The 20,068-nt window shown below is 74.5% G+C and carries 14 protein-coding genes and 1 tRNA gene; 11 read left to right on the forward strand and 4 right to left on the reverse strand.

Translation table 11 applies throughout. The features are described 5' to 3' along the window. Window positions 1-40: 40 nt before the first annotated feature. Both KLI87_RS06750 and KLI87_RS06755 read right to left on the reverse strand, forming a co-directional pair. Window positions 41-116: transfer RNA gene (locus tag KLI87_RS06750), tRNA-Glu, on the reverse strand. Window positions 117-187: 71 nt separating this feature from the next. After that, window positions 188-1,768, reverse strand: coding sequence for a metallophosphoesterase (locus KLI87_RS06755; protein ID WP_308165881.1), 1,581 nt, complete (start codon window positions 1,766-1,768; stop codon window positions 188-190). 17 nt (window positions 1,769-1,785) lie between these two features. On the opposite strand from KLI87_RS06755, the gene KLI87_RS06760 reads away from it, so the two are divergent. After that, entirely contained in the window at window positions 1,786-2,136 is a 351-nt protein-coding gene (locus KLI87_RS06760; protein ID WP_156214308.1) for a metallopeptidase family protein, read from the forward strand. A 156-nt stretch (window positions 2,137-2,292) separates the two neighbouring features. Then, window positions 2,293-3,576 carry an MFS transporter gene (locus tag KLI87_RS06765; protein ID WP_308165882.1) on the forward strand — a complete coding sequence of 428 codons (1,284 nt, stop codon included), beginning with the start codon at window positions 2,293-2,295 and terminating at the stop codon, window positions 3,574-3,576. Here KLI87_RS06765 and KLI87_RS06770 read toward each other — a convergent pair whose 3' ends face one another. After that, on the reverse strand, window positions 3,577-3,900 hold the full coding sequence (locus KLI87_RS06770) for a PspC domain-containing protein (RefSeq protein WP_214616229.1): 324 nt from the start codon (window positions 3,898-3,900) through the stop codon (window positions 3,577-3,579). Window positions 3,901-4,037: 137 nt separating this feature from the next. Here KLI87_RS06770 and KLI87_RS06775 point away from each other — a divergent pair, with 137 nt between their 5' ends. Continuing rightward, window positions 4,038-5,189 (forward strand): acyl-CoA dehydrogenase family protein, encoded by a 1,152-nt coding sequence (locus KLI87_RS06775; protein WP_214616230.1) that lies wholly within the window; start codon window positions 4,038-4,040, stop codon window positions 5,187-5,189. A gap of 3 nt (window positions 5,190-5,192) precedes the next feature. On the opposite strand, the gene KLI87_RS06780 is transcribed toward KLI87_RS06775, so the two are convergent. Further along, the gene (locus KLI87_RS06780) at window positions 5,193-6,821 is read right to left on the reverse strand and encodes a DUF4407 domain-containing protein (RefSeq protein ID WP_156214305.1); all 1,629 of its coding nucleotides are present in this window, start codon (window positions 6,819-6,821) and stop codon (window positions 5,193-5,195) included. Window positions 6,822-7,534: 713 nt separating this feature from the next. On the opposite strand from KLI87_RS06780, the gene KLI87_RS06785 reads away from it, so the two are divergent. Genes KLI87_RS06785 through KLI87_RS06820 form a run of 8 tightly spaced genes read left to right on the forward strand, consistent with a single transcriptional unit; the run spans window position 7,535 to window position 20,065 of the window. Next, on the forward strand, window positions 7,535-8,248 hold the full coding sequence (locus tag KLI87_RS06785; RefSeq protein ID WP_214616231.1) for a 4Fe-4S single cluster domain-containing protein: 714 nt from the start codon (window positions 7,535-7,537) through the stop codon (window positions 8,246-8,248). Continuing rightward, window positions 8,245-9,636, forward strand: coding sequence for a hypothetical protein (locus tag KLI87_RS06790; protein WP_214616232.1), 1,392 nt, complete (start codon window positions 8,245-8,247; stop codon window positions 9,634-9,636). The genes KLI87_RS06785 and KLI87_RS06790 overlap by 4 nt, the downstream gene beginning before the upstream one ends. Next, window positions 9,633-12,215, forward strand: a complete 2,583-nt coding sequence (locus tag KLI87_RS06795; protein WP_214616233.1) for an AAA family ATPase — start codon at window positions 9,633-9,635, stop codon at window positions 12,213-12,215. Before KLI87_RS06790 ends, KLI87_RS06795 begins: the two co-directional genes overlap by 4 nt. Next, the gene (locus KLI87_RS06800) at window positions 12,202-14,031 is read left to right on the forward strand and encodes a hypothetical protein (protein ID WP_214616234.1); all 1,830 of its coding nucleotides are present in this window, start codon (window positions 12,202-12,204) and stop codon (window positions 14,029-14,031) included. Before KLI87_RS06795 ends, KLI87_RS06800 begins: the two co-directional genes overlap by 14 nt. Continuing rightward, a complete protein-coding gene (locus tag KLI87_RS06805; RefSeq protein WP_156214300.1) occupies window positions 14,028-15,131 on the forward strand; it encodes a hypothetical protein in 1,104 nt (367 codons plus the stop codon). Before KLI87_RS06800 ends, KLI87_RS06805 begins: the two co-directional genes overlap by 4 nt. Continuing rightward, entirely contained in the window at window positions 15,119-17,830 is a 2,712-nt protein-coding gene (locus KLI87_RS06810) for a hypothetical protein (RefSeq protein ID WP_214616235.1), read from the forward strand. The genes KLI87_RS06805 and KLI87_RS06810 overlap by 13 nt, the downstream gene beginning before the upstream one ends. Then, the gene (locus KLI87_RS06815; RefSeq protein WP_214616236.1) at window positions 17,827-19,095 is read left to right on the forward strand and encodes a hypothetical protein; all 1,269 of its coding nucleotides are present in this window, start codon (window positions 17,827-17,829) and stop codon (window positions 19,093-19,095) included. The genes KLI87_RS06810 and KLI87_RS06815 overlap by 4 nt, the downstream gene beginning before the upstream one ends. A gap of 19 nt (window positions 19,096-19,114) precedes the next feature. Further along, window positions 19,115-20,065 (forward strand): hypothetical protein, encoded by a 951-nt coding sequence (locus KLI87_RS06820; RefSeq protein WP_214616237.1) that lies wholly within the window; start codon window positions 19,115-19,117, stop codon window positions 20,063-20,065. The last annotated feature ends 3 nt before the right edge of the window (window positions 20,066-20,068 follow it).

Genomic DNA, 20,068 nt, shown 5'->3' on the forward strand with positions numbered 1-20,068 from the left:
CGATCGACGGCGGCGCCGTGGACACGCGCGCCGGTCCGCGTGGTACCCCCTACCGGATTCGAACCGGCGCTACCGCCTTGAAAGGGCGGCGTCCTAGGCCGCTAGACGAAGGGGGCCCGGGGTGGCGGGGTGGCCGCCACTCGACCTGGTCAAGTGTAGGGGACAACCGGGGGGCGCGGGTAAGCGGTTATCGGCGTCCGGGGGACGGGCTGGTCGGCGGGGTGGTCGTGGGCTCGCCGGACGGGAACGGGGACGTGGGGGTCGGGGGCGGGGAGGGGGCCGGGGGCTTGATGGGGCGGTCGGGGTCGGGTTCCAGGTGGCGTTCGATCTGGGCGGAGGTGAGGCCGAGGCCGCCGAGGCGGAGGTCGTCCCAGCCCTGGAGGCGGTGGCTGGCGCGGCTGAAGTACAGGACGGAGAGTTCGATGGGGGTGGGCTGCTCCTTCTCCAGGCCGCGGAGGCCCGCGCCGCCGGTGGAGCCCTGGACGAAGAGGCGGGTGCCGGTGGGGAGGAGTTTGGTGGAGCGGGTGTGGGCGTGGCCGGAGAGGATGAGGGGGGTGAGGCCGGAGAACGCCTCGCTCTCGGCCGGGTCGTGGGCGACGGCGATGTCGGGGAGCCTGCCGGTGGCGCGGAGGCGGTCGGCGAGCGAGAGGCCCTCGGCGCGGAGCTGGTCGGCGCCGACGAAGTCGTCGCGGGTGCTCTTGTCGGGGGTGAAGCGGGGGTCGCCGACGCCGTAGATGTTCAGGCCCTCGACCGTGCGAGTGGCGTCGTCCAGGACGATGGCGTTCTTCTGGCGGGCGACGGCCTTCTGGGTGTTCTTGGAGTCGTGGTTCCCGCGGACGTAGACGTAGGGGACCTTGAGGTCGGAGATGTCGTTGGCGAACTTGTCCTCGGCCTTGGTGCCGTGGTCCATGAGGTCGCCGCTGTCGATGATGACGTCCACCTGGAACTGGGTGCTGACGGAGCGGATCACGTTCCAGGCGGCGGGGTTGATGTGGATGTCGGACACGTGCAGGACGCGGAGCGTGGACGGGTCGGGCTCGTAGATCGGGAGGGTGGAGGTCGCCGCGTACAGCTTGGAGACGTTGCCGACGAGGTGGGCGAGCTGGGCGCGGTAGACGGAGAACCGGGCGGCGACGCTCTGGGTGTCGCCGACGACCTGGGGGGCGTTGGCCATCAGGCCGGTGTAGCGGGGTTCGGCGACCGACTGCGGGTTGAAGGTCAGCGCGGCGGTGAGGGCGAGCGCGACCAGGCCCGTCGCGGACGCGGCGAGGCTGACCAGGGCGCGCCGCCAGGAGCGGAACAGGGCGAGGGAGACGACGAAGCCGGCGGCCAGCGCGAAGGCGATCGCGCGGGCGAGCATGACGATCACGCCGTGCCGGATCTGCTCGGCGATCTGGTCGGTGACGCGGTCGAGTTCGGCGTCGTTCTCGATGAGCTTGCGCGCCTCCTCCGGGCGCAGGTCGGTGACGCGGGCCTGGAGGGAGACCGGGCCCCAGTGGGTGTCGAGGTGGAGGGCGCCGAGCGGCGGCAGCTTCAGCGTGGTGCCGCCGCCCCAGGACGGCGTGAACGAGAGCTGGACGTCGGTGGGGCCGACGGCGGTGGTGGCGTGCCCGCCGAGGAGCAGGCCCGCGTAGCCGCCGAGCAGGCCCACGGCGAGGACGAGGGCGAGCCTGGCCCAGCGGCCCGTCGCGGCGGCGCGGAGCCGGGGCCGGGCGGTGCGGAGCCGGTCGGCGGCGGTCAGGACGGTACGGACCGGGGTCCGCGACACAGGGCCTCCCTTGCACAATGGACGGTGTGATCGATATATCGAGGGAGGCGTTCGAGGACCTGGTCGGCGAGGCCCTGGACACCATCCCATCCGAGCTGACCGCCCGCATGCGCAACGTCGTCATCGTCGTCGAGGACGACGCGCCCGAGCGGGGGCTGCTCGGTCTCTATCAGGGCGTACCACTCACCGAGCGCGGCGACTGGTACGGCGGGGTCCTGCCCGATCACATCTCGATCTACCGTAACGAGATCCTGCGGATCTGCGACTCCGCGGACGACGTGGTGCGGGAGGTGCGGATCACTGTCGTCCACGAGATCGCGCATCATTTCGGGATCGACGACGAGCGGTTGCACGAACTCGGCTACTAGATTCGAGTAATTGGGCACTGTAGGTCACATAACTGCCACGCAGCGTGAGTTAATGGGGAGGGATGCCCAACCCAGGGAGCGTGCGTGACGGGAAGGCACAGTGGCCGGCATCGTCGTCCGCCGGAGGCGCAGGCGACGTACCGCGAGGTGTTCGCGGTGAGGGAGTTCCGCGCGCTGTGGCTGGCGCAGGTGCTGTCGTTCGTGGGCGACCAGCTCGCCCAGGTCGCGCTGGCCGTGCTCGTGTACGAGCATACGAACTCGGCGCTGCTGACCGCGCTGACGTACGCGCTGACCTATGTGCCGCCGATCGTGGGCGGGCCGGTGCTGTCGGGGCTCGCGGACCTCTTCCCGCGCCGGACGGTCATGATCGTGTGCGACGTGCTGCGGGCCGGGCTCGTCACGGTGATGGCGCTGGTGGCGATGCCCTTCTGGGGGCTGTGCGCGCTGGTGTTCCTGATGGTGCTGCTGGGCGCGCCGTTCACGGCGGCGCGCGCGGCCGTCCTGCCGGACGTGCTGGAGGGCGACCGCTACGTCGCGGGCTCGGCGATCAACAACATCACCCACCAGGCCACGCAGATGCTCGGCTTCCTGGCGGGCGGCGCGATCGTCGCGGCGGTCGGGACCTACGGGACGCTCGCGATGGACGCGGCGACGTTCGTGCTCTCGGCGGTGATCCTGGTCGGCGGGCTGGCGCCGCGTCCGGCGTCCAAGCGCCGGGAGCGGGACTCGCTCGGGCTGTGGCGCGGCACGCGGGACGGCGCGCGCCTGGTCTTCGGCGACCCGACGCTGCGCGCGCTGGTGTCGTTCGCGTGGCTGTGCGCGTTCTACGTGGTGCCGGAGGGGCTGGCCGCGCCGTACGCGGCGACGTTCGGCGGCGGCGCGGCGACGGTCGGGCTGCTGATGGCGGCGATGCCGACGGGGATGGTGGCGGGGGCGTTCCTGTTCAGCCGGTTCGTCCGTCCGGCGAACCGGCTGCGGGCGATGGGGTGGATGTCGATGCTGGCGTGCCTGCCGCTGATCGGCGCGGGGGTGCGGCCGCCGCTGTGGGGCGTGGTGGTGCTGTGGGCGCTGTCGGGCGCGGGCAGCGCCTACCAGATCGCGGCGAACGCGGCGTACGTGGTGGCGGTTCCGGCGGAGGGGCGCGGGCAGGCGTTCGGGCTCGCCCAGTCGGGCCTGCTCGCGGGCCAGGGCTTCGGGATCCTGGTCGGCGGCGCCGCCGCGCAGGTCCTCGGGCCGGAGACCGTGGTCGCGTTCGCGGGCGTCCTCGGCCTGTCGGCGGCCACGACGCTGACCATCACGTGGAACCAGATCCGCGGCGGTGTCATCGCGGCCATGCGCAAGGAGCCGCCGCCGGACGCCGCCCCCGCGGACGCCTCGGGCCGCGCGGCGCGTCCGCTCGCCGCGGGGCGGGCCGTCCGCCGCTCGGCCCCACTGCCCTGATCAGGTGTGGGAGCGGTTCTTGTTGACGGCGTCCTTGGTCTTGGTGACGGCGTCCTGCACGGTGGGGGAGTCGCTCGCCTTCTTCAGCAGGTCCTCCGCGATCGAGGTGGGCGCGCCCTCCTCGGGGATCAGCACCCAGCCGATGACGTAGAGCGCGATGCCCGCGCCGCCGAACAGCGTGAAGACGGCGATGCCCAGCCGGGCGAGGTTCGCGTCCACGCCGAGGAACCGCGCCGCGCCGGAGCAGACCCCGGCGATCATGCGTCCGTCGCGGGTGCGGCGCAGCTGTTTGCCCGTGGTGGTGGTGCTCTTCTCGAAGTCCATGCCCCGATCATGCCCATTCGGGGCGTTCCCTGACATCGGGATTCGCCCTGATTCGTCCCTGACCCGCGCCCCGGCCCGGCGGAGGAGACCGGAGGCCGTAGCCTGGCGGCGACATCGGCCGCGAGGAGGATCCCCGCATGGACGTGCTGCGCGTCGACGACCTGCTCACCGGCGAGGAGCGGATGGTCCGCGACACGGTCCGGGCGTTCGCGGCGGAGCGGGTCGCGCCGCACGTGGCGGGCTGGTTCGAGGACGGGACGTTCCCCGTCCGCGAGCTGGCGCCCGAGCTGGGCGCCCTCGGCCTCCTCGGCATGCACCTCGGCGGCTACGGCTGCGCCGGGACGAGCGCGGTCGCCTACGGGGTCGCGTGCCGGGAGCTGGAGGCGGCCGACTCGGGGCTGCGGAGCTTCGTGTCGGTCCAGGGGTCGCTGGCGATGACGGCCGTCCACCGGTACGGGTCGGAGGAGCAGAAGCGGGAGTGGCTGCCGCGGATGGCGGCGGGCGAGGCGATCGGCTGCTTCGGGCTGACCGAGCCCGACCGGGGCTCCGACCCCGGCGACATGCGGACCCGCGCCCGCCGCGACGGCGCCGACTGGGTGCTGGACGGCACCAAGATGTGGATCACCAACGGGTCGGTCGCCGACGTCGCCGTGGTGTGGGCGCGGACGGACGAGGGCGTCCGCGGCTTCCTCGTCCCCCGGGGCACGGCGGGGTTCACGGCGCGCGACGTCCACCGGAAGCTGTCGCTGCGCGCGTCGGTGACCTCCGAGCTGGTCCTGGACGGCGTGCGCCTGCCGGACGCGGCGCTGCTGCCCGGCGTGCGCGGGCTGAAGGGGCCGCTCGGCTGCCTGTCGGAGGCGCGGTTCGGGATCGTGTGGGGCGCGGTCGGCGCGGGCCGGTCCTGCTACGAGGCGGCCGTCGGGTACGCGAAGACGCGCGAGCAGTTCGGCAGGCCGATCGGGGCGTTCCAGCTCACGCAGGAGAAGCTCGCCTGGATGGAGGTCGCGCTCGGCCAGGCGGGGCTCGTCGCGCTGCGCGTGGGGCGGCTGAAGGACGCGGGGGAGGCGACCCCGCAGCAGGTGTCGTTCGGCAAGCTCGCGAACGTCCGCGCGGCGCTGGACGTCGCGCGCGAGGCCCGGACGGTGCTCGGCGCCAACGGGATCACGCTGGAGTATCCGGTGATCCGGCACATGAACAACCTGGAGAGCGTCCTCACCTACGAGGGCACCCAGGAGGTCCACCTGCTGACGCTGGGCAAGGCCGTCACGGGCCTCGACGCGTTCCGCTGACCGTCAGGAGAACGAGCCGGGCGGCGGCCCCTGCCACGGCCCGTGGCGGTTGCTCGGGACGCCGTTCGGCGGAGCCGGAGCGGGCGCCGGAGCCGGGGCGGGCGGCGCGGAGGCGGGCGGGCCCGACGGCGGCGGCGCGGACGGCGGGAGCGGCCCGCGTCCCGGCCCCGGACGCGGCGGCACCGACGGCACCGGAGCGGGTCCGGGCTGTCCGGGATGGCCGGGGATCGGCGCGCCCGGCTGGACCCCGCCGCCCTGCGGCTGCCCGGGATGCGGGTCGACGCGCGGGAAGTGGTCGGAGCGCAGGTAGTTGTCGACGTTGCCCGGGATGTTGCGCAGCTCCCGGTTGCGCCACTCGTGCAGGACCGCCTGCGCGATCTCCTCCTCCGCCCGGACGGTCTGCTCGACCATCCGGGGGATGACGGCGTCGCGCGCCTCGCGGAGCAGCCGGGCCTGGGTGATGATGTCCTCGGCGTCCAGGATCTGCGCGTTCTGCTCGCGGCGGGCGCGCTCCTCGGCGACGCGGAGCTGCCGGTGCTCCTCGACCTCCAGGATCTCCTCGTAGAGGTTCTTCTTCGGCATGAGCGTGAGCAGCAGCTTCACGAAGATCGGCAGGCACTCGATCGAGGTGAACAGCAGGAGCAGCAGGAGGTGCGCCCACATCAGCGTGCTCTGCTGCTCGGTGAGCTCGTTCAGCGCCTTGATCCGCAGCAGGAGCCCGTCGGAGGTGGCGTTGCTGTCGGCGAAGCCCTCGTCGAGGCGGTCGCGCTGCTGCTGCGCGGCGGCGAGCTCCTTGCGGGCCTGCGGGAGCCGCTGCTTCGCGGTGGCGAGGTTCTGCTGGCGGGACGTGGAGCCCTCGCGCTGCAACTGGGCCTGGCGCGCCGCGATCTGGTCGCGGATGTTCTTGAGCTGGCCCTCGGCGTCGTCCAGCTCCTGCTTGCTCAGGCGGGCGAGGGGGCCGTCGCCGGCCGTGCACTGGCCGCCCTGCCCGCTGAGCTCGCAGCCGAGCTTCTTGCGGGCGGCGTTGACGCGCTTCAGCGCGTCGCCCTCCTGCTTGCGCAGCCCGGCGAGCGTCCGGTCGGCGTTCTGGTCGGTGCCGGTGTCGCCGTTGTTGCTGATGATCCCCTCAAGCCGCTTGGCCTCCGCGTCCAGCTTGGCGATCCGCTGACCGAGCTTGCCGGCCTCCGCGTTCTGCGCGTTGGAGTTGGCGGCCTCGGCCTTCATCTGCTCCAGCTGCACGTTGATCTCGGGCTTGAAGATCTGGAGGACCAGCGGGGTGGAGATGACGATGCCGATCAGCAGCGCGAACAGCAGCCGGGGCGCGGCGAGGTAGAACGCGTGGCGCTTGTGCTCCTGGCGCTGGATCGTGGTGACCAGCCAGCGGTCCAGCATCATGATCGCCAGACCCCAGAGCAGGGCGAACACCAGCGCGACCACCAGCGGCGCCTTGATCGCCATCGACAGCGCGAACGCCATCGAGACGGCCGCCATGCCGGCGGTGATGAGCACGGCCGCACCGATGCCCTGGTATTTCCCGCGCTCGGTGGGGCATTGCGCGAGAATTTCCGGCCGGGCGCCGGACAGCCAGATCAGCGGATGAAATCCGACCGTTCGCCTGGGGACACTCGTCATGGACGCTGCTTTCGGCGGAGAGTGGGAAGTCGGTCGAGGAGGGGGAATCGCCAGGTCACGGCGGTGCCGCGGGGGGCCGGAACCGGTGCCCGCGGCACCCGGGCGGACGGCGCGGAACCCAGCGTGGGCGAACGCATCACGGGCGAGCGCGTGAACGGGCCGGACGGCATCTGCCAGTGCGCCCGGGGCAGGCCGGGTGCCACGGCGAAGCGCGGCAGCCTCGGGCGGCGCCGCAGCAGCGGGCCCGTCGCGAACCGGCCGAACCGGGTTCGGGCCCCCACGATGACGGGCCGGTGGCGGACGAGGGCGGCCTCGTCGAAGATGACCCCCGGCGGGACGATCGTGGTGACCCGCGGCAGGGGCGGTAGCCGGGTGGGATCCCCATGGCTCGGAGGGTCCTCGTGAGCGCGGACCATGTCAGGTGGCCATTCCTGTTCATTCGGGCGAACGGGGTGGTGAGGAATGATGACCGGCTGCGGGGGCCGATTTGGCAGGATAGCGCGCGAACAAGAACGACTCCGCGTCACGGTGTGCGCACTCCCCGAACCTGACCGGATCCGGTCACCGCCCCCGAAAATACCCGAGCCGCCGCCAACAGTTTGTGTCACCTGCCATTAGTGCGAGGCAGGCAACCCCGTACAATCCGGCGCACTGGCAGGCGTCACCCGGTCACTCACCCATCCCCGATCCCCCCGAACGGTCGAATGCTCAACGTGGCTGAAACATGCGTGGGTACCCGCGCGCTCGGACCGGGCACGCGGTCGGTCGTGTGGGTCCAGGGGTGCCCGTTCCACTGCCCGGGGTGCCTGGCGCCCGAGTGGATCCCCGACCGTCCGGCGCGGTCGGTCGCGCCGGCCGAGCTGGCCGCCGAGCTGCTCGCCGACCCCGCCGTGACCGGCCTGACGTTCTCCGGCGGCGAGCCGATGGCGCAGGCCGCCGGGCTGGCGGAGGTCGCGCGGATCGCCCGCCGGGACCGTTCCGGCCTGACGTTGGTCTGCTTCACGGGGTACCGGCTCGAACGGCTTCGCAGCCGTCCGCCGAACGACGGGGTGGCCGCGCTGCTCGCCGAGGTGGACGTGCTCATCGACGGCCTGTACGTCGCCGAGCGCAACGACGACCGGGGCCTGCGCGGCAGCGCCAACCAGCGCGTCCACCACCTGACCGGTCGGCTGCGCGGGGCCGCCGAGGCGCTGGAGGGCGGGCCGCGCTCGGTCGAGGTCCGCGTCCGGACGGGCGAGACGCTCTACGTCGGCGTCCCGTCCCGCGCGCTCGCCGAGCTTTACCCGCCGGTAACCCTGGGTGACGAGGCGAACGCGACGGCCTCCCCGGGCGTCCAACCGCGGGGGACCGGTCTCCCTCGTGAAGGCAGAGGCTACGGGGACGGCGCGGAGGCGGGCCGCCGGACGCCAGGGAGGAGCGCGCGGTGAGCGGGGCGAAGCGGATCACGGTGGACGAGGGCGCCTGGCGAGAGGCGCAGACCGCGGCGCGGAAGCTGCGCCAGGTGCGCAGCGACATGCCCAAGCTGGTCGAGGCCGTCAAGAAGGAGCAGCGCGCGGAGCTGGACCGCACGTTCAACCAGGTGGAGGGGCGGCAGCGGCGCGTCGAGCAGGTCCTGACCGGGCTCAGCGACGAGGCGAAGCGGGCGGAGCTGCGCACCGCCAAGCGGCTGCGCGAGCAGTCCGACCGGCTGCGCGGGCAGATCGGCTCGGCCGTGGAGCAGCTCCGGGCCGAGCAGGACGAGCGGATCCGCACGGCGATCGAACGCGAGCGGGCCGAGCAGCGCGCCGAGATCCAGGAGCTCGGCCGGGAGCTGGACGGCATGCGCGCCGACCGCGACCGCGCGGCCGTCGCGGCCGGGAACGCGCTCGCCGACGCGCGGCTGATGCGCGACGCGATCCGCGCGGAGCTGCCGCACGAGCGGTTCGCGCCCGGACGGCTCGACCGGCTGGAGCGCCGCATCGCCACCGCCGAGGCCAACCTCGCGGCGGGGCTGGCGGCGGAGTCGCTGAGCCTGCTCCAGGAGACCTACCTCGACCTCGCGGAGCTGCGCGCCGACCTCGTCCTGCTCGACCAGGAGTGGCAGGCGGCGCGGCTCGCGGCGCTGGACGTGCTGACCGTCGTCGCCGAGCGGGTGCGGTTCAGCGCGGACCTCCCGGCGCCCGACGAGCGCGGCGAGCCGATCGACGGGCTGTCGTTCGACGTCGACCACTGGTCGGGCGGCGGCCTCGCCGAACTGCGCGCCGAGGTCGAGGAGCGCAGGGGCCGGGTCGGCGAGGGCACCGGGCTGACGACCGAGGAGCTGCGCGAGATCGTCCGCCGGGACGCGCCCGATCTGGAGCGCCGACTGGAGGAGACCCTCTCCCACGCGACCGCCGCGCTGCTGGCCTCGCAGGCGCGCGTCAACGTCGCCGAGCAGGTCGTGGACGCCGTCGAGCACGCGACCGGGTTCTCCTGGGCGGAGAACGCCTACGCGGGCGACGACCAGCGCGCCGCGTTCTACAGCAAGCTCCGCCACCTCAACGACAACGAGATCGTCATCGAGGTCGCGCACGAGGAGGAGGACGGCGGACCGGGGACGCTCGCCGTCCGCATCCTGTCCTACGACCGCGACACCGCGTCGGAGGAGGAGCTGACGGAACGCGCGCGGGAGATAGCGACGAGCCTGCGCGATCGCGGCCTGCCGGTGGGCGAGCCGACCGCCGACGCCCCGCGCGCGGACCCGGCGCTCACCGACTTCGACTCCCTGCGCGCGGAGGGCACCGAGATCTCCGCGCGTGCCGGGGACGGCCGGTCCCGGCCGGGCGAGCGGCGTTGAAGGCGGGGGCGACGGAGCGGCCCGGGGGCACGGCCGCGGGGCGTCTGGCGGGGCTGCGCCGCGCGGCGGTCGACGGCGACCCGGTGATGATCGTGCACGGCCCCGGCGCCGACGACGCGTTCGTCGACGGCGCCTACCGCACGTTCGGGATCGAGGCCGCGCTGTGGGAGTCGCTGCACGCCGCCGGGTACGACGCGATCGTCTTCTACTCGCTGCACCGCAAGGTGTACTTCCGGGACGCGGAGTCGCGGCGGCTCGTCCGTCCGGACGCGGCGGCGGCCCGGCCGGTCGTGGACGAGCCCCGGCGCATGCGGCCGGGGTTCAGCGGCCCGCTGGGCGACCGGGTGGTGACGCGGCCGCCCGCGCCCGCGCCGGAGGAGCCCGCCGCGAACTCGGGCATGTCCGACGCGCACGCGGTGATGACGCTCGACCACCTCATGCGCCAGGACGCGATGCGCGCGGCGGTCGTCGTGCTGCACGCCGAGGAGGTGCTGAGCCACACCGTCGCCGGACGGGCGCTCGCGACCGTGTTCGCCGAGTGGGTCGCCTACCGGGGCAGCGCCCGCAACAAGTGCGTGCTGGTGTCGCGGAAGGCGTCGCTCGCCGACGTCCGCGACTTCATCCGGGACGTGCGCGGCTTCCCGACGCTGGAGGAGTGGGCGCGGCGGCTCGCCGAGCGCGGCGGCGGCCCGGGTCGGGTCGGCGAGCCCGACGAGGAGGAGCTGGCGCGGCTCGTCCACGTGCAGCGGCTGGCCGGGCGGCCCCGGCTGCGGATCGGCGACTGGGCGGGGCTGGCGCAGACCGTCCGCGCGATGGCGGCGACGGCCGAGCCCGCGCGGACGTGGGAGCAGCGGCTGCGCGGCCTCGCCGCCGAGGACGTCCCGCTGGACGGCGCGGTGCTGCGCGAGCGGGGCTGGGTGACCTCCGCCGCGTCCGGCCACGAGGACGTGTGGCGGCGCCTCGACCGGCTGGCCGGGCTGGACGCGGTCAAGGAGCACCTCGCGGGCATGCGGCTGCTCATCGAGGCCGAGAACCGGATGCGCGCGGAGGGGCGCGGCACCGCCGACCCCGCCGCGCACCACCTGGTGTTCACCGGCAACCCGGGAACCGGCAAGACGACGGTCGCGCGGCTCGTCGGCGAGATGTACCGGGAGTTGGGCGTGCTGCGGCGCGGGCACCTGGTGGAGGCGACGGCGTCCACGCTGGTCGGCCAGTACGTGGGGGAGACCGCGCAGAAGACCCAGGCGGTGATCGACAGCGCGCTCGACGGGGTGTTGTTCATCGACGAGGCGTACATGCTGGCCGACCAGGCCGAGGGGTTCGGGAGCGACGCGATCGGCGTGCTGCTGACCCGGATGGAGAACGACCGGGGGCGGCTGGTCGTGATCGCGGCCGGCTACCCCGACCGGATGAAGGACTTCCTGGACGCCAACCCCGGGCTGCGCCGCCGCTTCCCCGAGGCCAACGTCATCGCGTTCCCCGACTACGACGCCGGCACGCTCGCGGGCATCGCGCTCGCGCGGCTCAGCGAGCAGGGCCTCACCTGGTCCCCGGAGACCGAGGACGACCTGCGCCGCGTCGTCGCGGGCATGCACCGCACGCGCGGCCCCGGGTTCGGGAACGCGGGCGCGATGCGCGACCTCGCCGACGACGTGAAACGCCGGTGGGTGCTGCGGACGCGCGCGGACGTCGACCGTCCGCTGGAGCCCGGCGACGTGCCCGAGCGGCTGCGGGTGCACCTGCGCACGGCGGTGCCGGAGCTGCCCGTCCTGCTCGGCGAGCTGGACCAGATGATCGGCCTCGGCCCGGTGAAGAAGGCGATCCGCGACCTGGTCGCGCAGGTCCGGCTGAAGCAGCGGCGCGGCAGGGGCGAGGTGGTCGCGCCGCACCTGCTGTTCCTCGGCCCGCCCGGCACCGGCAAGACGACGGTCGCCCGGATCATCGGCCGGATCTTCCGCGACCTCGGGCTGCTCACCAGCGGGCACGTCGTCGACACCGGCCGCGCCGACCTCGTCGGCGAGTACATCGGGCACACCGCGCCGCGCACCCGCGAGAAGGTCCGCGAGGCGATGGACGGGGTGCTGTTCATCGACGAGGCGTACGCGCTGGCCAGGGGCGACGACGGCCGCGACTTCGGACGGGAGGCGCTCGACACGATCACCCAGGAGATGGAGAACCTGCGCGGCCGGATCACCGTGATCGCCGCCGGCTATCCGGACGAGATGCGGACGTTCCTCGCCGCCAACACGGGCCTGCGGTCGCGGTTCACGGTGCGGGTGGAGTTCCCCGACTACGCGCCCGAGGAGCTGGTGCGGATCCTGGAGAAGATGGCCGGGGCCGAGGGGTACCGCGTCCCGGACGCGACCCGCGCCCGCGCCCTCGCGTGGCTGGCCGCCGAGCGCCGCGCGCATCCGGGCGACTTCGGCAACGCGCGCGCCGTGCGGGAGCGGCTGCTCCCCGCGATGGAGGTGCGGCTCGCCGCCCGCACGGCCGACGCGCCCGACGCCGACGTCGACACCTTCCTGCCCGAGGACGTCCCCGACCTGCCCTCCGAGGGGGTGCCGCATGCCGACCGGTGACCAGCCCGCGGGCGACCGGCCCCCGGGCGACCAGTCCGCGGGCACGGGCGCCATGATGCGGGCGCGCCCGGGATGCCCGGTGTGCGGGTGCCCGATCAAGAGCGAGGAGGCGGGCTGCTCGGAGTGCCGGTGGCCGCTGCACGGCGAGTGGCGGTTCGGCGTCCCCGACCCGGCGTTCGCGCGCGACTTCGAGGAGCGGCTCGCGGCGGCGCGCCGCGAGCGCGACCTGCTGGCCGTCGTCCGCGCGGGCCTCGCCGACGACCTGTTCGTCCGGGGCGGCACACCGACCCCGCAGGAGTGGGTGCGCGCCAGGCAGGCGGTGGACGCGCCGCCGATGCCCGACGCGGCGCTCCAGTCCGTGCTCGGGAACGCGCTGCACCGGATGCGGCCGGGCCGGGGCCTGGTCGTCGCCGAGATCGGCGCCGACCACGGGCTGAGCGTCACCCGCGTCGTGCTGGACGAGCTGATGATCCCGCGCGGGTACGACGCCCCCGAGGTCACCCCGTGGGAGACGCTGCTGCCGTTCCTGTCCCGCGACCCCGGCGAGCGGCGCTTCCAGCTCGCGGGCGGGCTCGCCGACCTCGACCGCGACACGCTGTGGCGGGCGCTGCGCGACGGCCTGCCGCCGCGGCTCGACGAGCCCGGCGACGACGTCGTGCTCGCCTACCGGGAGATCGGCTGGCCGGTCCCCGACCGGGCCGTGCGGCTGCTGCGCAAGCGGCACCAGAACGCCGAGGTCGTGCCCGCCGGGGAGTCGAGCGCCCGCGACCTGCTCGGCCCGCTGATCGCCACGCTGCCCACGCGGCACGACGTGGGCCTGCTCGCGGCCGGGGTCGAGCCCGGCACGCGCCGCGTGAGCCCCCGGCTGATCCCGCTGTTCCCCGCCGGGACGCCCGCCGGGACGGTCCGGACCCTGCGGCTGGAGAGTCCGCCGGGCGCCGCCGAGACGACCGTGCTCGCGGCCGTCGCCGCGAGCGCCGAGCACTGGACGCTGCTGACGGCCGGCGCGGTGCCGCTGCCCGCCGACGTCCGGTTCGTGCTGGAGGGGCCGGGCCGGGTGGGCATCGCCGAGCCCGCCGACCCGGCGCCGGTGACCGAGCGCCTGCCCGAGCTGCTGGACGGCCTGCCCGAGCGGCTGGAGATCCTCACCGAGCCCGTCGACCTGATCTGCGCGGTCGAGCTGGGCGGCGTGGACGAGCTGGTCCGGCGCAGGCTCGGGCTGCTGCGCGAGCTGGTCTCGACCGTGGACGCGACCTACCCCGGCTCGGGCCTCCTGCGGGTGGCGGTGCTCGGGTACCAGGACCACGCCTACGGCCGCGGCAAGGAGGGGCGCAGGCCCGTCCTCGGCGGCTGGCTCGACACCCCCGCCACCGCCGTCGCGGGCCTGGCGCGGCTGCGCCCGAGCCCGGTCGAGTACCCGGAGGCGGCGCCGGTCGAGGACGCCCTGCACGAGATCGCCGAGCGCCTCTTCCGCCACCGCGCCCCCGGCCGCCCGGCGCGGACCATCCTGCTGACCGTCGGCGGACGGCCGCCGCACCCGCCCGTCCAGGGCGACGACGACGTCCTGCCCTGCCAGTTCGAGCGGAGCTGGCCGTCGGCCCTCGGCGCCATCACCCACGCGGGCGTCGCCTGCGCGGCCGTCCTGCACGACGCCGCTCTCCGCGACCACCCCGTCTGGGACACCCTCGGCGCGGCGGGCGTCCACGACCTCGACGACATCGACGCGCGGCGGCTCGGGGTGGGGCTCGGCCTGCTCCCGTCCGCGCCGCAGACACTCAACCTTCCCCTGGCCGATCTGGAACGAGGTGCCCGGTGACCACCCCTTCGCAGTTCTCCCCGCCGCCGCAGAACGCGGCGCCCGGACAACCGGTGCCCCCGCCCCCGGATATCGCCCAGCCCCAGCGGCAGTTGCGGCGCATCGGGCTGTGGGGCGCGCCGCAGAGCGGCAAGACCACGTTCCTCGCCGCGCTCCAGGTCGCGGTGCTGCGCACCTCCGGCGACTGGATGCTCTACGGCGTGAACGAGGAGTCCAACGACTTCCTCGACACCCAGACCGGGATGCTCACCCAGCACCGCCGGTTCCCCGCCGCGACGAGGTTCTCCGAGGCGCTGAGCTGGACGCTGCGCGGCACGACCCAGCAGCCGACCGGCAAGCGGTTCGGGAAGAAGTTCCGGGACGTGCCGATCGAGGTCAACATCGACCTGCTCGACTCGCCCGGCGCCGTCCACGCGAGCAAGTCCGTCCCGGGTGAGGCGATGGCGCCCTCCGGCGGCGACGACAACCTCGGCTTCGACGACGACCAGGAGGAGGAGCAGGGCGACTCCGACGAGGACCGCATCATCGAGCACCTCGCGGGCTGCGACGGGATCGTCTACCTGTTCGACCCGACCCGCGAGCGCCGCGAGGGCGACTCCTACAGCTACTTCCAGCGGACGCTGCTCAAGCTGTCCCGCCAGGTGTTCCGCGACCGCGGCTCCAAGGACGCGAAGCTGCCGCAGCACCTCGCCGTCTGCGTCACCAAGTTCGACGCGCCGGAGGTGTTCCGGCGGGCGCGGGTCGGCGGGTACCTCACCTACGACGACAGCCCGCAGATGCTCCCGCGCGTCCGCGAGGACTCGGCCGGGCACTTCTTCTCCGAGCTGTGCAAGGACTCCAAGGTGGGCAACGCCGACCTCGTCCTCAACAGCATCCAGAAGTACTTCCACCACGAGCGCGTGCGCTACTACGCGACGTCCGCCGTCGGCTTCTACATGGGCGAGTCCGACCGGTTCACCGAGAACGACTACTGGAACATCAACAAGAGCGCCGACGGCAGCGTCGAGATCCGCGGCAAGGTGTGGCCGATCAACGTGGTGGAGCCGATGCTGTGGCTCGGCAACAGGCTCGACGGAGAGACACCGCAATGGTCCAGGTGACCGCCGGCTGGGCGCTTTCGGGAAAGCGGCCCGGCAGCAGTGACGACTACGGCGTGCTGAACTGCAGCCGCGAGCCGTTCAGCAAGGCGAGCTTCGGGCGGATCCTGCGCCAGTACGGGCTCGGGACGCCGCCCGCGCACCGCACCGGCGAGGGCGCGCTGCCCTGGGTGACGGTGAGCTGGGTCGGTGAGGCGCCGGACCGCTACCTCGGCATGTCGATCGAGGACTGGACCGAGCACCGGGACGGCTCGGGCCGCCCGGTCGCGTTCACCAAGTACATCTGCGTCCCCTACCGGGACGTGCAGGCGACGCCCGTCTCCTATGCGGCGCTCTACCGCGAGCTGAACCGCCTCGAACTGCCGATGGACGGCCCGGAGGGCGACCTCGTCACGCTCTCCCCGCCGGAGTACTCCGCCGCCGACCTGGCCCGCGACATCGACCGGTTCGACCGGAAGAAGGTCATGCGGACGGCCGCGCTGCTGCTGGACGGCCGGGTCGACATCGTCGGCGCGGGCGAGGCGTCCCTCCAGGACAGGCTCGCGTTCCTGGACGCGGTGGCCGCGCTGCTCCCCTACGGGTACCGGGCCGACTTCACGGGCGCGACCTGGGCGACCGGGTCCGCCAACAAGATCCGGCTCGCGTTCCTGCGCCGCGCCCGCGACAACGCGAACGAGGTGGGCTGGCGGAACCAGGGCGAGCGCATCCCGCCGTCCCCGACGGCGGGCCACTACCTCCAGTGGCTGGACCGGCTGCTGAGCCGCCGGGACCTGCCCTGGCTCGTCGGATACCTCGCGGGCGGCGCCGAACCGTGCGACTTCAGCGACAAGAGGAGCGCCGTCCAGCACCTCGCGGACGTCGAGTGGCCGCAGCAGGTCGCGCGCTACGCCGAGGAGAGGCGCCAGGGGAAGGAGGAGGACGCGCGGCGGCTGCTGCTGAGCCCCCGGCGCGACGAGATCTCGCCCAGCGCGCAGGGCCGCGTGCTCGCCTACCTGATCCGCGCCGCGGAGCCGGGCGACCTGAAGCTGATCGGGGAGCGCTGGGACCAGGTCGCCGCGACCGGCGGCTCGGAGCTGATCGAGGCGCTGGTGGACGCGGCGGCGAGGCTGCTGTGGCGGGAGGAGCCCGACAAGCGCGTCTCCGACTACGTCAGGCTCGCCCGGGAGCGCCGGCTCACCGACCAGTTCCTCGCGGGCGTCGTGGAGGCCCTCCGCGTCCCCGGGTTCACCGGCGGGGCGGCCAAGCACCGTGCCGCGCTGGACATGGCCGCCGATCTGATCCGCGACCATGTCGACCCGGCCGCCCCGGCGTGGGCGAACTCCAAGCTGCTGGCGGAGCTGACCAACGAGAGCCGGCTGGCCGCCCGGCTGCTCGTGGCCGAGCCCGGCGGGGCCGACCGGGTGCGGGCGTGGGTCCGCTGGCTCGGGTCCGGGCGGAGCGACGCGCTGCCGGGCTTCGGCGAGCTGCTCGCCGGGAGGGAGATCTCCCTCAAGGACTTCCGCGGCCTGATGAAGGGCGCGCCCGAATGGGCGGCGGCGCTCGTCCAGGTCGCCGGGCGGCTCGGCCGCCTGGAACCCGTCATGCCCGCGCTGATCGGCTGGATGAAGGGGCAGCCGGAGATCAGCCTGGCGGCCCGCGAGTTCGTCAAGAAGACGTTGAGCCAGATGGAGTCCGAGGAGCCCGGTGGATGGGGCGCGGCGGACGTGGTGCTGCTCACCGTCGGGGCGCCCTGCGTGCACCTGAAGAAGGCGGTGCTGCTCCCCGACCCGGCCACGTATCACAGCGGTTTCGTCTGGGCGTGGCAGCGGGTCCGCCAGGACCGCGGCATGGCGGCGACGTTCATCCGGGAGCTGGCCTCGGCGCTGCGGGACCAGCGTCCCTGGGCGGGCGGCCCGGCCCGCGCGGACACGGTGATCAACCTGGTCAGGGCCGTCATCGTCGAGGACGAGGGGCTGGACTGGACGATCCTGCGGACGGTCCTGGACACCGAGCCGTCCGACCCCGCGCTGGAGGGCAGGCCCGCGTTCGTCGAGCTGCGCAGGCTGCTCCGGGAGAACCAGGGCAGGTTCGAGCCGGTGTTCGCACCCGCCCTCGGCGCCACCCCGGACGGCTTCACCTCGGACGGGTACGCCTCGGACGGTTTCGCGTCGGACGGCATGCCCCCGCCCGGCCCGCCGCCGCCGTCGCTGGGCGCGCCCGCGCTGGAGGGGCTGGGACGGCTCGCCTCCGATGCCGACGTGGACACGGTCGCCGACTTCTACATGCGCGCCATGCGCCCCCTCGAAGCCAACGTGGCGAACGCCACCGCCGCGATCAAGGCCGTGGCCGCCGCCGGCCGCCTGCTCAAGGGCGCCGAGGCGCACACGGTCGTGCTGCGGGTCTGGGGCTCGAACGTGGACGGCAGCAACTACCAGTGGGCCGACAAGCAGGCGCGCCTGCTGGTCGAGGCCATCGCCCAGGGCGCGCTCGGGTCGGCCGTGGCCCGCGACTTCGCCGACGCGCTCGCCGGCCACGCCAGCCAGGAGATCAGCTACCAGCTGCGGCTGCTGGAGGCGGTCAGCTCCCACGCGCCGTTCTGGGAGATGCCCCCGCAGGTCCGTACCCGCCTGGAGGAGTGCAAGGCCACCATCGAGCGGCTCGCCAAGTCCGGCCGCGGCGGGCTGTTCGGCCTCGGACGGCGCGGCAAGTCGGGCGACGGATGACGGGGCCGGTGGCGGTCGCGCTGGACGTGGGGACGGCGACGACGAGGATCGCGCTGTCCCAGCGGAGCGGCGTGCCCGTCGTCGAGTCGCGCCCGACGCCGCGCGGCGACCTCGCGATCTTCCTGTCCAAGCTGCTGGAGTCGGGCAGGAAGCGGGCTCCGGGCACGATCGGCCGGACGACGGTCACGGTCCCCGAGTCATGGCTGGACGGGACGCCCTACGGCATCCGCGCCTACGAGCGGCTGCGCTGGACCCTGCTGGAGGAGCTGGGCTGGCCCGACGTCGCCTGGCTGAGCCAGGCCGCCTGCGTCGCCGCCGACGCGCTCGCGCGGGCGGGCCGCCCCGCCGAGGGCTCGGTGCTCGTCTGCGACCTCGGCGCCCGCACGACCGGCGCCGCGCTGTGCGAGGCCGCCGGCGGCACCCTGCGCGTCACATCGGTCGCGGTCGCCGAGGGCGGCGGACGCGCGTTCGATACCGCGGTCGCCGCGTCGGCGCCGAGCCTGCCCGTGTCCGCCGCCCCCGCCGCGTCGTCGGCGACCTCCGTCGGCCCCACCGCCGGGTTCGCGGAGCTGTTCGAGGGCGCGCGGGCGCGGCACGGGCGCCGCGCCGCCGTCGTCCTGCCGCGCGCGTGGTCGCATCCCCGCTACCGGGACGCGCCCGTCTACCGGGTCGGTGACGCCGACGTCACCGCCGGGACGCTGATCTCCGCCTTCTCCGCCACCGCGACGGCGCTGCGGAGCGTCGTCGCCCGCGCCCTCGCCGGCTCCGCACCGCCCCGGGCGATCGCGGTCTCGGGGAAGTTCGGCGTGTTCCCCCTGGTCAGCCGGGTCCTGATGGACGAGCTGGCGCCACCTGAGCCGCCGATGGTGCTCGGCCCGGCCGCCGCCGTCCGGGGCGCGCTGCGGATCGCGGCCGGGGGGATGGCGGTCGCGGGGCCCGAGCGCCCGTCGGTCGTCCTGCCGCTGCACCGGCTCCGGCACGGGCTGCTGGAGGTCCGGGAGGTGCCGCTCGACCCGTCGGCGGAGTTCGCCGTCCAGGACGGCTACGCGGTGCTGGTCGAGGTCCCCGCCGAGGGCCCGAAGCTGTTCGCCGTGAAGGTGGACGGGCGGGACGTGCCGGTCAGGCTGCCCGGCCTCGCGCCCGGCCACTACCGCGTCGGGCTGCGCCCGTCCCACGCCTGCCCCGGCGTGCTCGTCCTCGCCCCGGCGGCCGGCGGCGAGCCCCGCCACTACCCGATCGACCCGGACGGGACCGGGGAGAGATGATCCACAGGGAGTCGCCCCGATGACCATCGACGACGTGAAGGCCGGCATCGCCGCCGCGCTCGCCGAGGAGGGCCCGGTCGCCGCGCTGACCGCGCTGCGCCTCGCGGCGGACTGGTCCGGCCGGGCGCTCGCCGCCGGCTTCGACGACGACGTGGCCGCCTTCCAGGCCGTCGTGGCGCTGGACGACGCGCTCGAACCGCTCGGCGCCGTGCGGGAGGCCGTCCCGGCGCTGGTGGAGGCGGCCTCGCCGGGCGCGCCCGTGGACGCCCACCTGCGGGAGCGGCACGACGAGCTGGCCGCCGCGCGGCGCCGCCTCGCCGCCGACCGCGCCGCGCTGGACGAGCTGGGCGAGGCGCGGGAGGAGCTGGCCGACCTCACCGCCGAGCACGACCGGCTCCGCGAGCGCCTCGCCGAGCTGCGCCGGCTGCGCGAGCTGGCCGGGGAGGTCGAGGCGCTGCGCGACCAGGCCGCCGCGTTCGACGCCGAGGCCGCGCGCCCGGCACGGGAGGCCGAGCGGGCGCTGGAGGAGTCCGCCGGGACCCTGCTGCGCGTGACCCGCGAGCAGCTCGCGCTGCTCGGCCCGAGGGTCGCGACCGCCGTGCGGGACGCCGCCGCCGCGAACGCCGAGCTGACCGAGCTGCGCGAGCGGCTCGGCGGCGCCGAGGAGACCGCCGAGAGCGCCCGCGCCGAGCTGGCCGCGGCGGCCGAGGGCTTCGAGCGGCTCCGCACCCGCCGCGACGAGGTCCTGCTCCCGCTGCGCGCCTACCGCCAGGCCGACCGCGAACTGCTGACCGCGCTGAACGGCGGCGTCGCGCCCTTCACCAAGGAGAGCGGCCTGGAGCGCGCCGAACGCGAGCTGGCCACCATCGAGGAGCGGCTCGGCGCGATCGACGAGATCCTCGCCCGGGTGCTGACCGAGCACGTCCAGGCGCACGACCGGGCGCGCGCCGCCCTCGGCTGGACCGGGTAGCCG

It is taken from the genome of Actinomadura sp. NEAU-AAG7 (assembly GCF_018603865.1).
In the GTDB taxonomy this organism is placed as follows: Bacteria; Actinomycetota; Actinomycetes; order Streptosporangiales; family Streptosporangiaceae; genus Spirillospora; species Spirillospora litoris.

What these genes read in the sequence shown, in the direction of transcription:
- KLI87_RS06760 (WP_156214308.1), top strand. Translation starts at nt 1,786, where the DNA reads ATGGACGGTGTGATCGATATATCGAGGGAGGCGTTCGAGGACCTGGTC.
- KLI87_RS06770 (WP_214616229.1), bottom strand. Translation starts at nt 3,900, where the DNA reads ATGGACTTCGAGAAGAGCACCACCACCACGGGCAAACAGCTGCGCCGC.
- KLI87_RS06775 (WP_214616230.1), top strand. Translation starts at nt 4,038, where the DNA reads ATGGACGTGCTGCGCGTCGACGACCTGCTCACCGGCGAGGAGCGGATG.
- KLI87_RS06780 (WP_156214305.1), bottom strand. Translation starts at nt 6,821, where the DNA reads ATGACGAGTGTCCCCAGGCGAACGGTCGGATTTCATCCGCTGATCTGG.
- KLI87_RS06800 (WP_214616234.1), top strand. Translation starts at nt 12,202, where the DNA reads ATGCCGACCGGTGACCAGCCCGCGGGCGACCGGCCCCCGGGCGACCAG.
- KLI87_RS06810 (WP_214616235.1), top strand. Translation starts at nt 15,119, where the DNA reads ATGGTCCAGGTGACCGCCGGCTGGGCGCTTTCGGGAAAGCGGCCCGGC.
- KLI87_RS06815 (WP_214616236.1), top strand. Translation starts at nt 17,827, where the DNA reads ATGACGGGGCCGGTGGCGGTCGCGCTGGACGTGGGGACGGCGACGACG.
- KLI87_RS06820 (WP_214616237.1), top strand. Translation starts at nt 19,115, where the DNA reads ATGACCATCGACGACGTGAAGGCCGGCATCGCCGCCGCGCTCGCCGAG.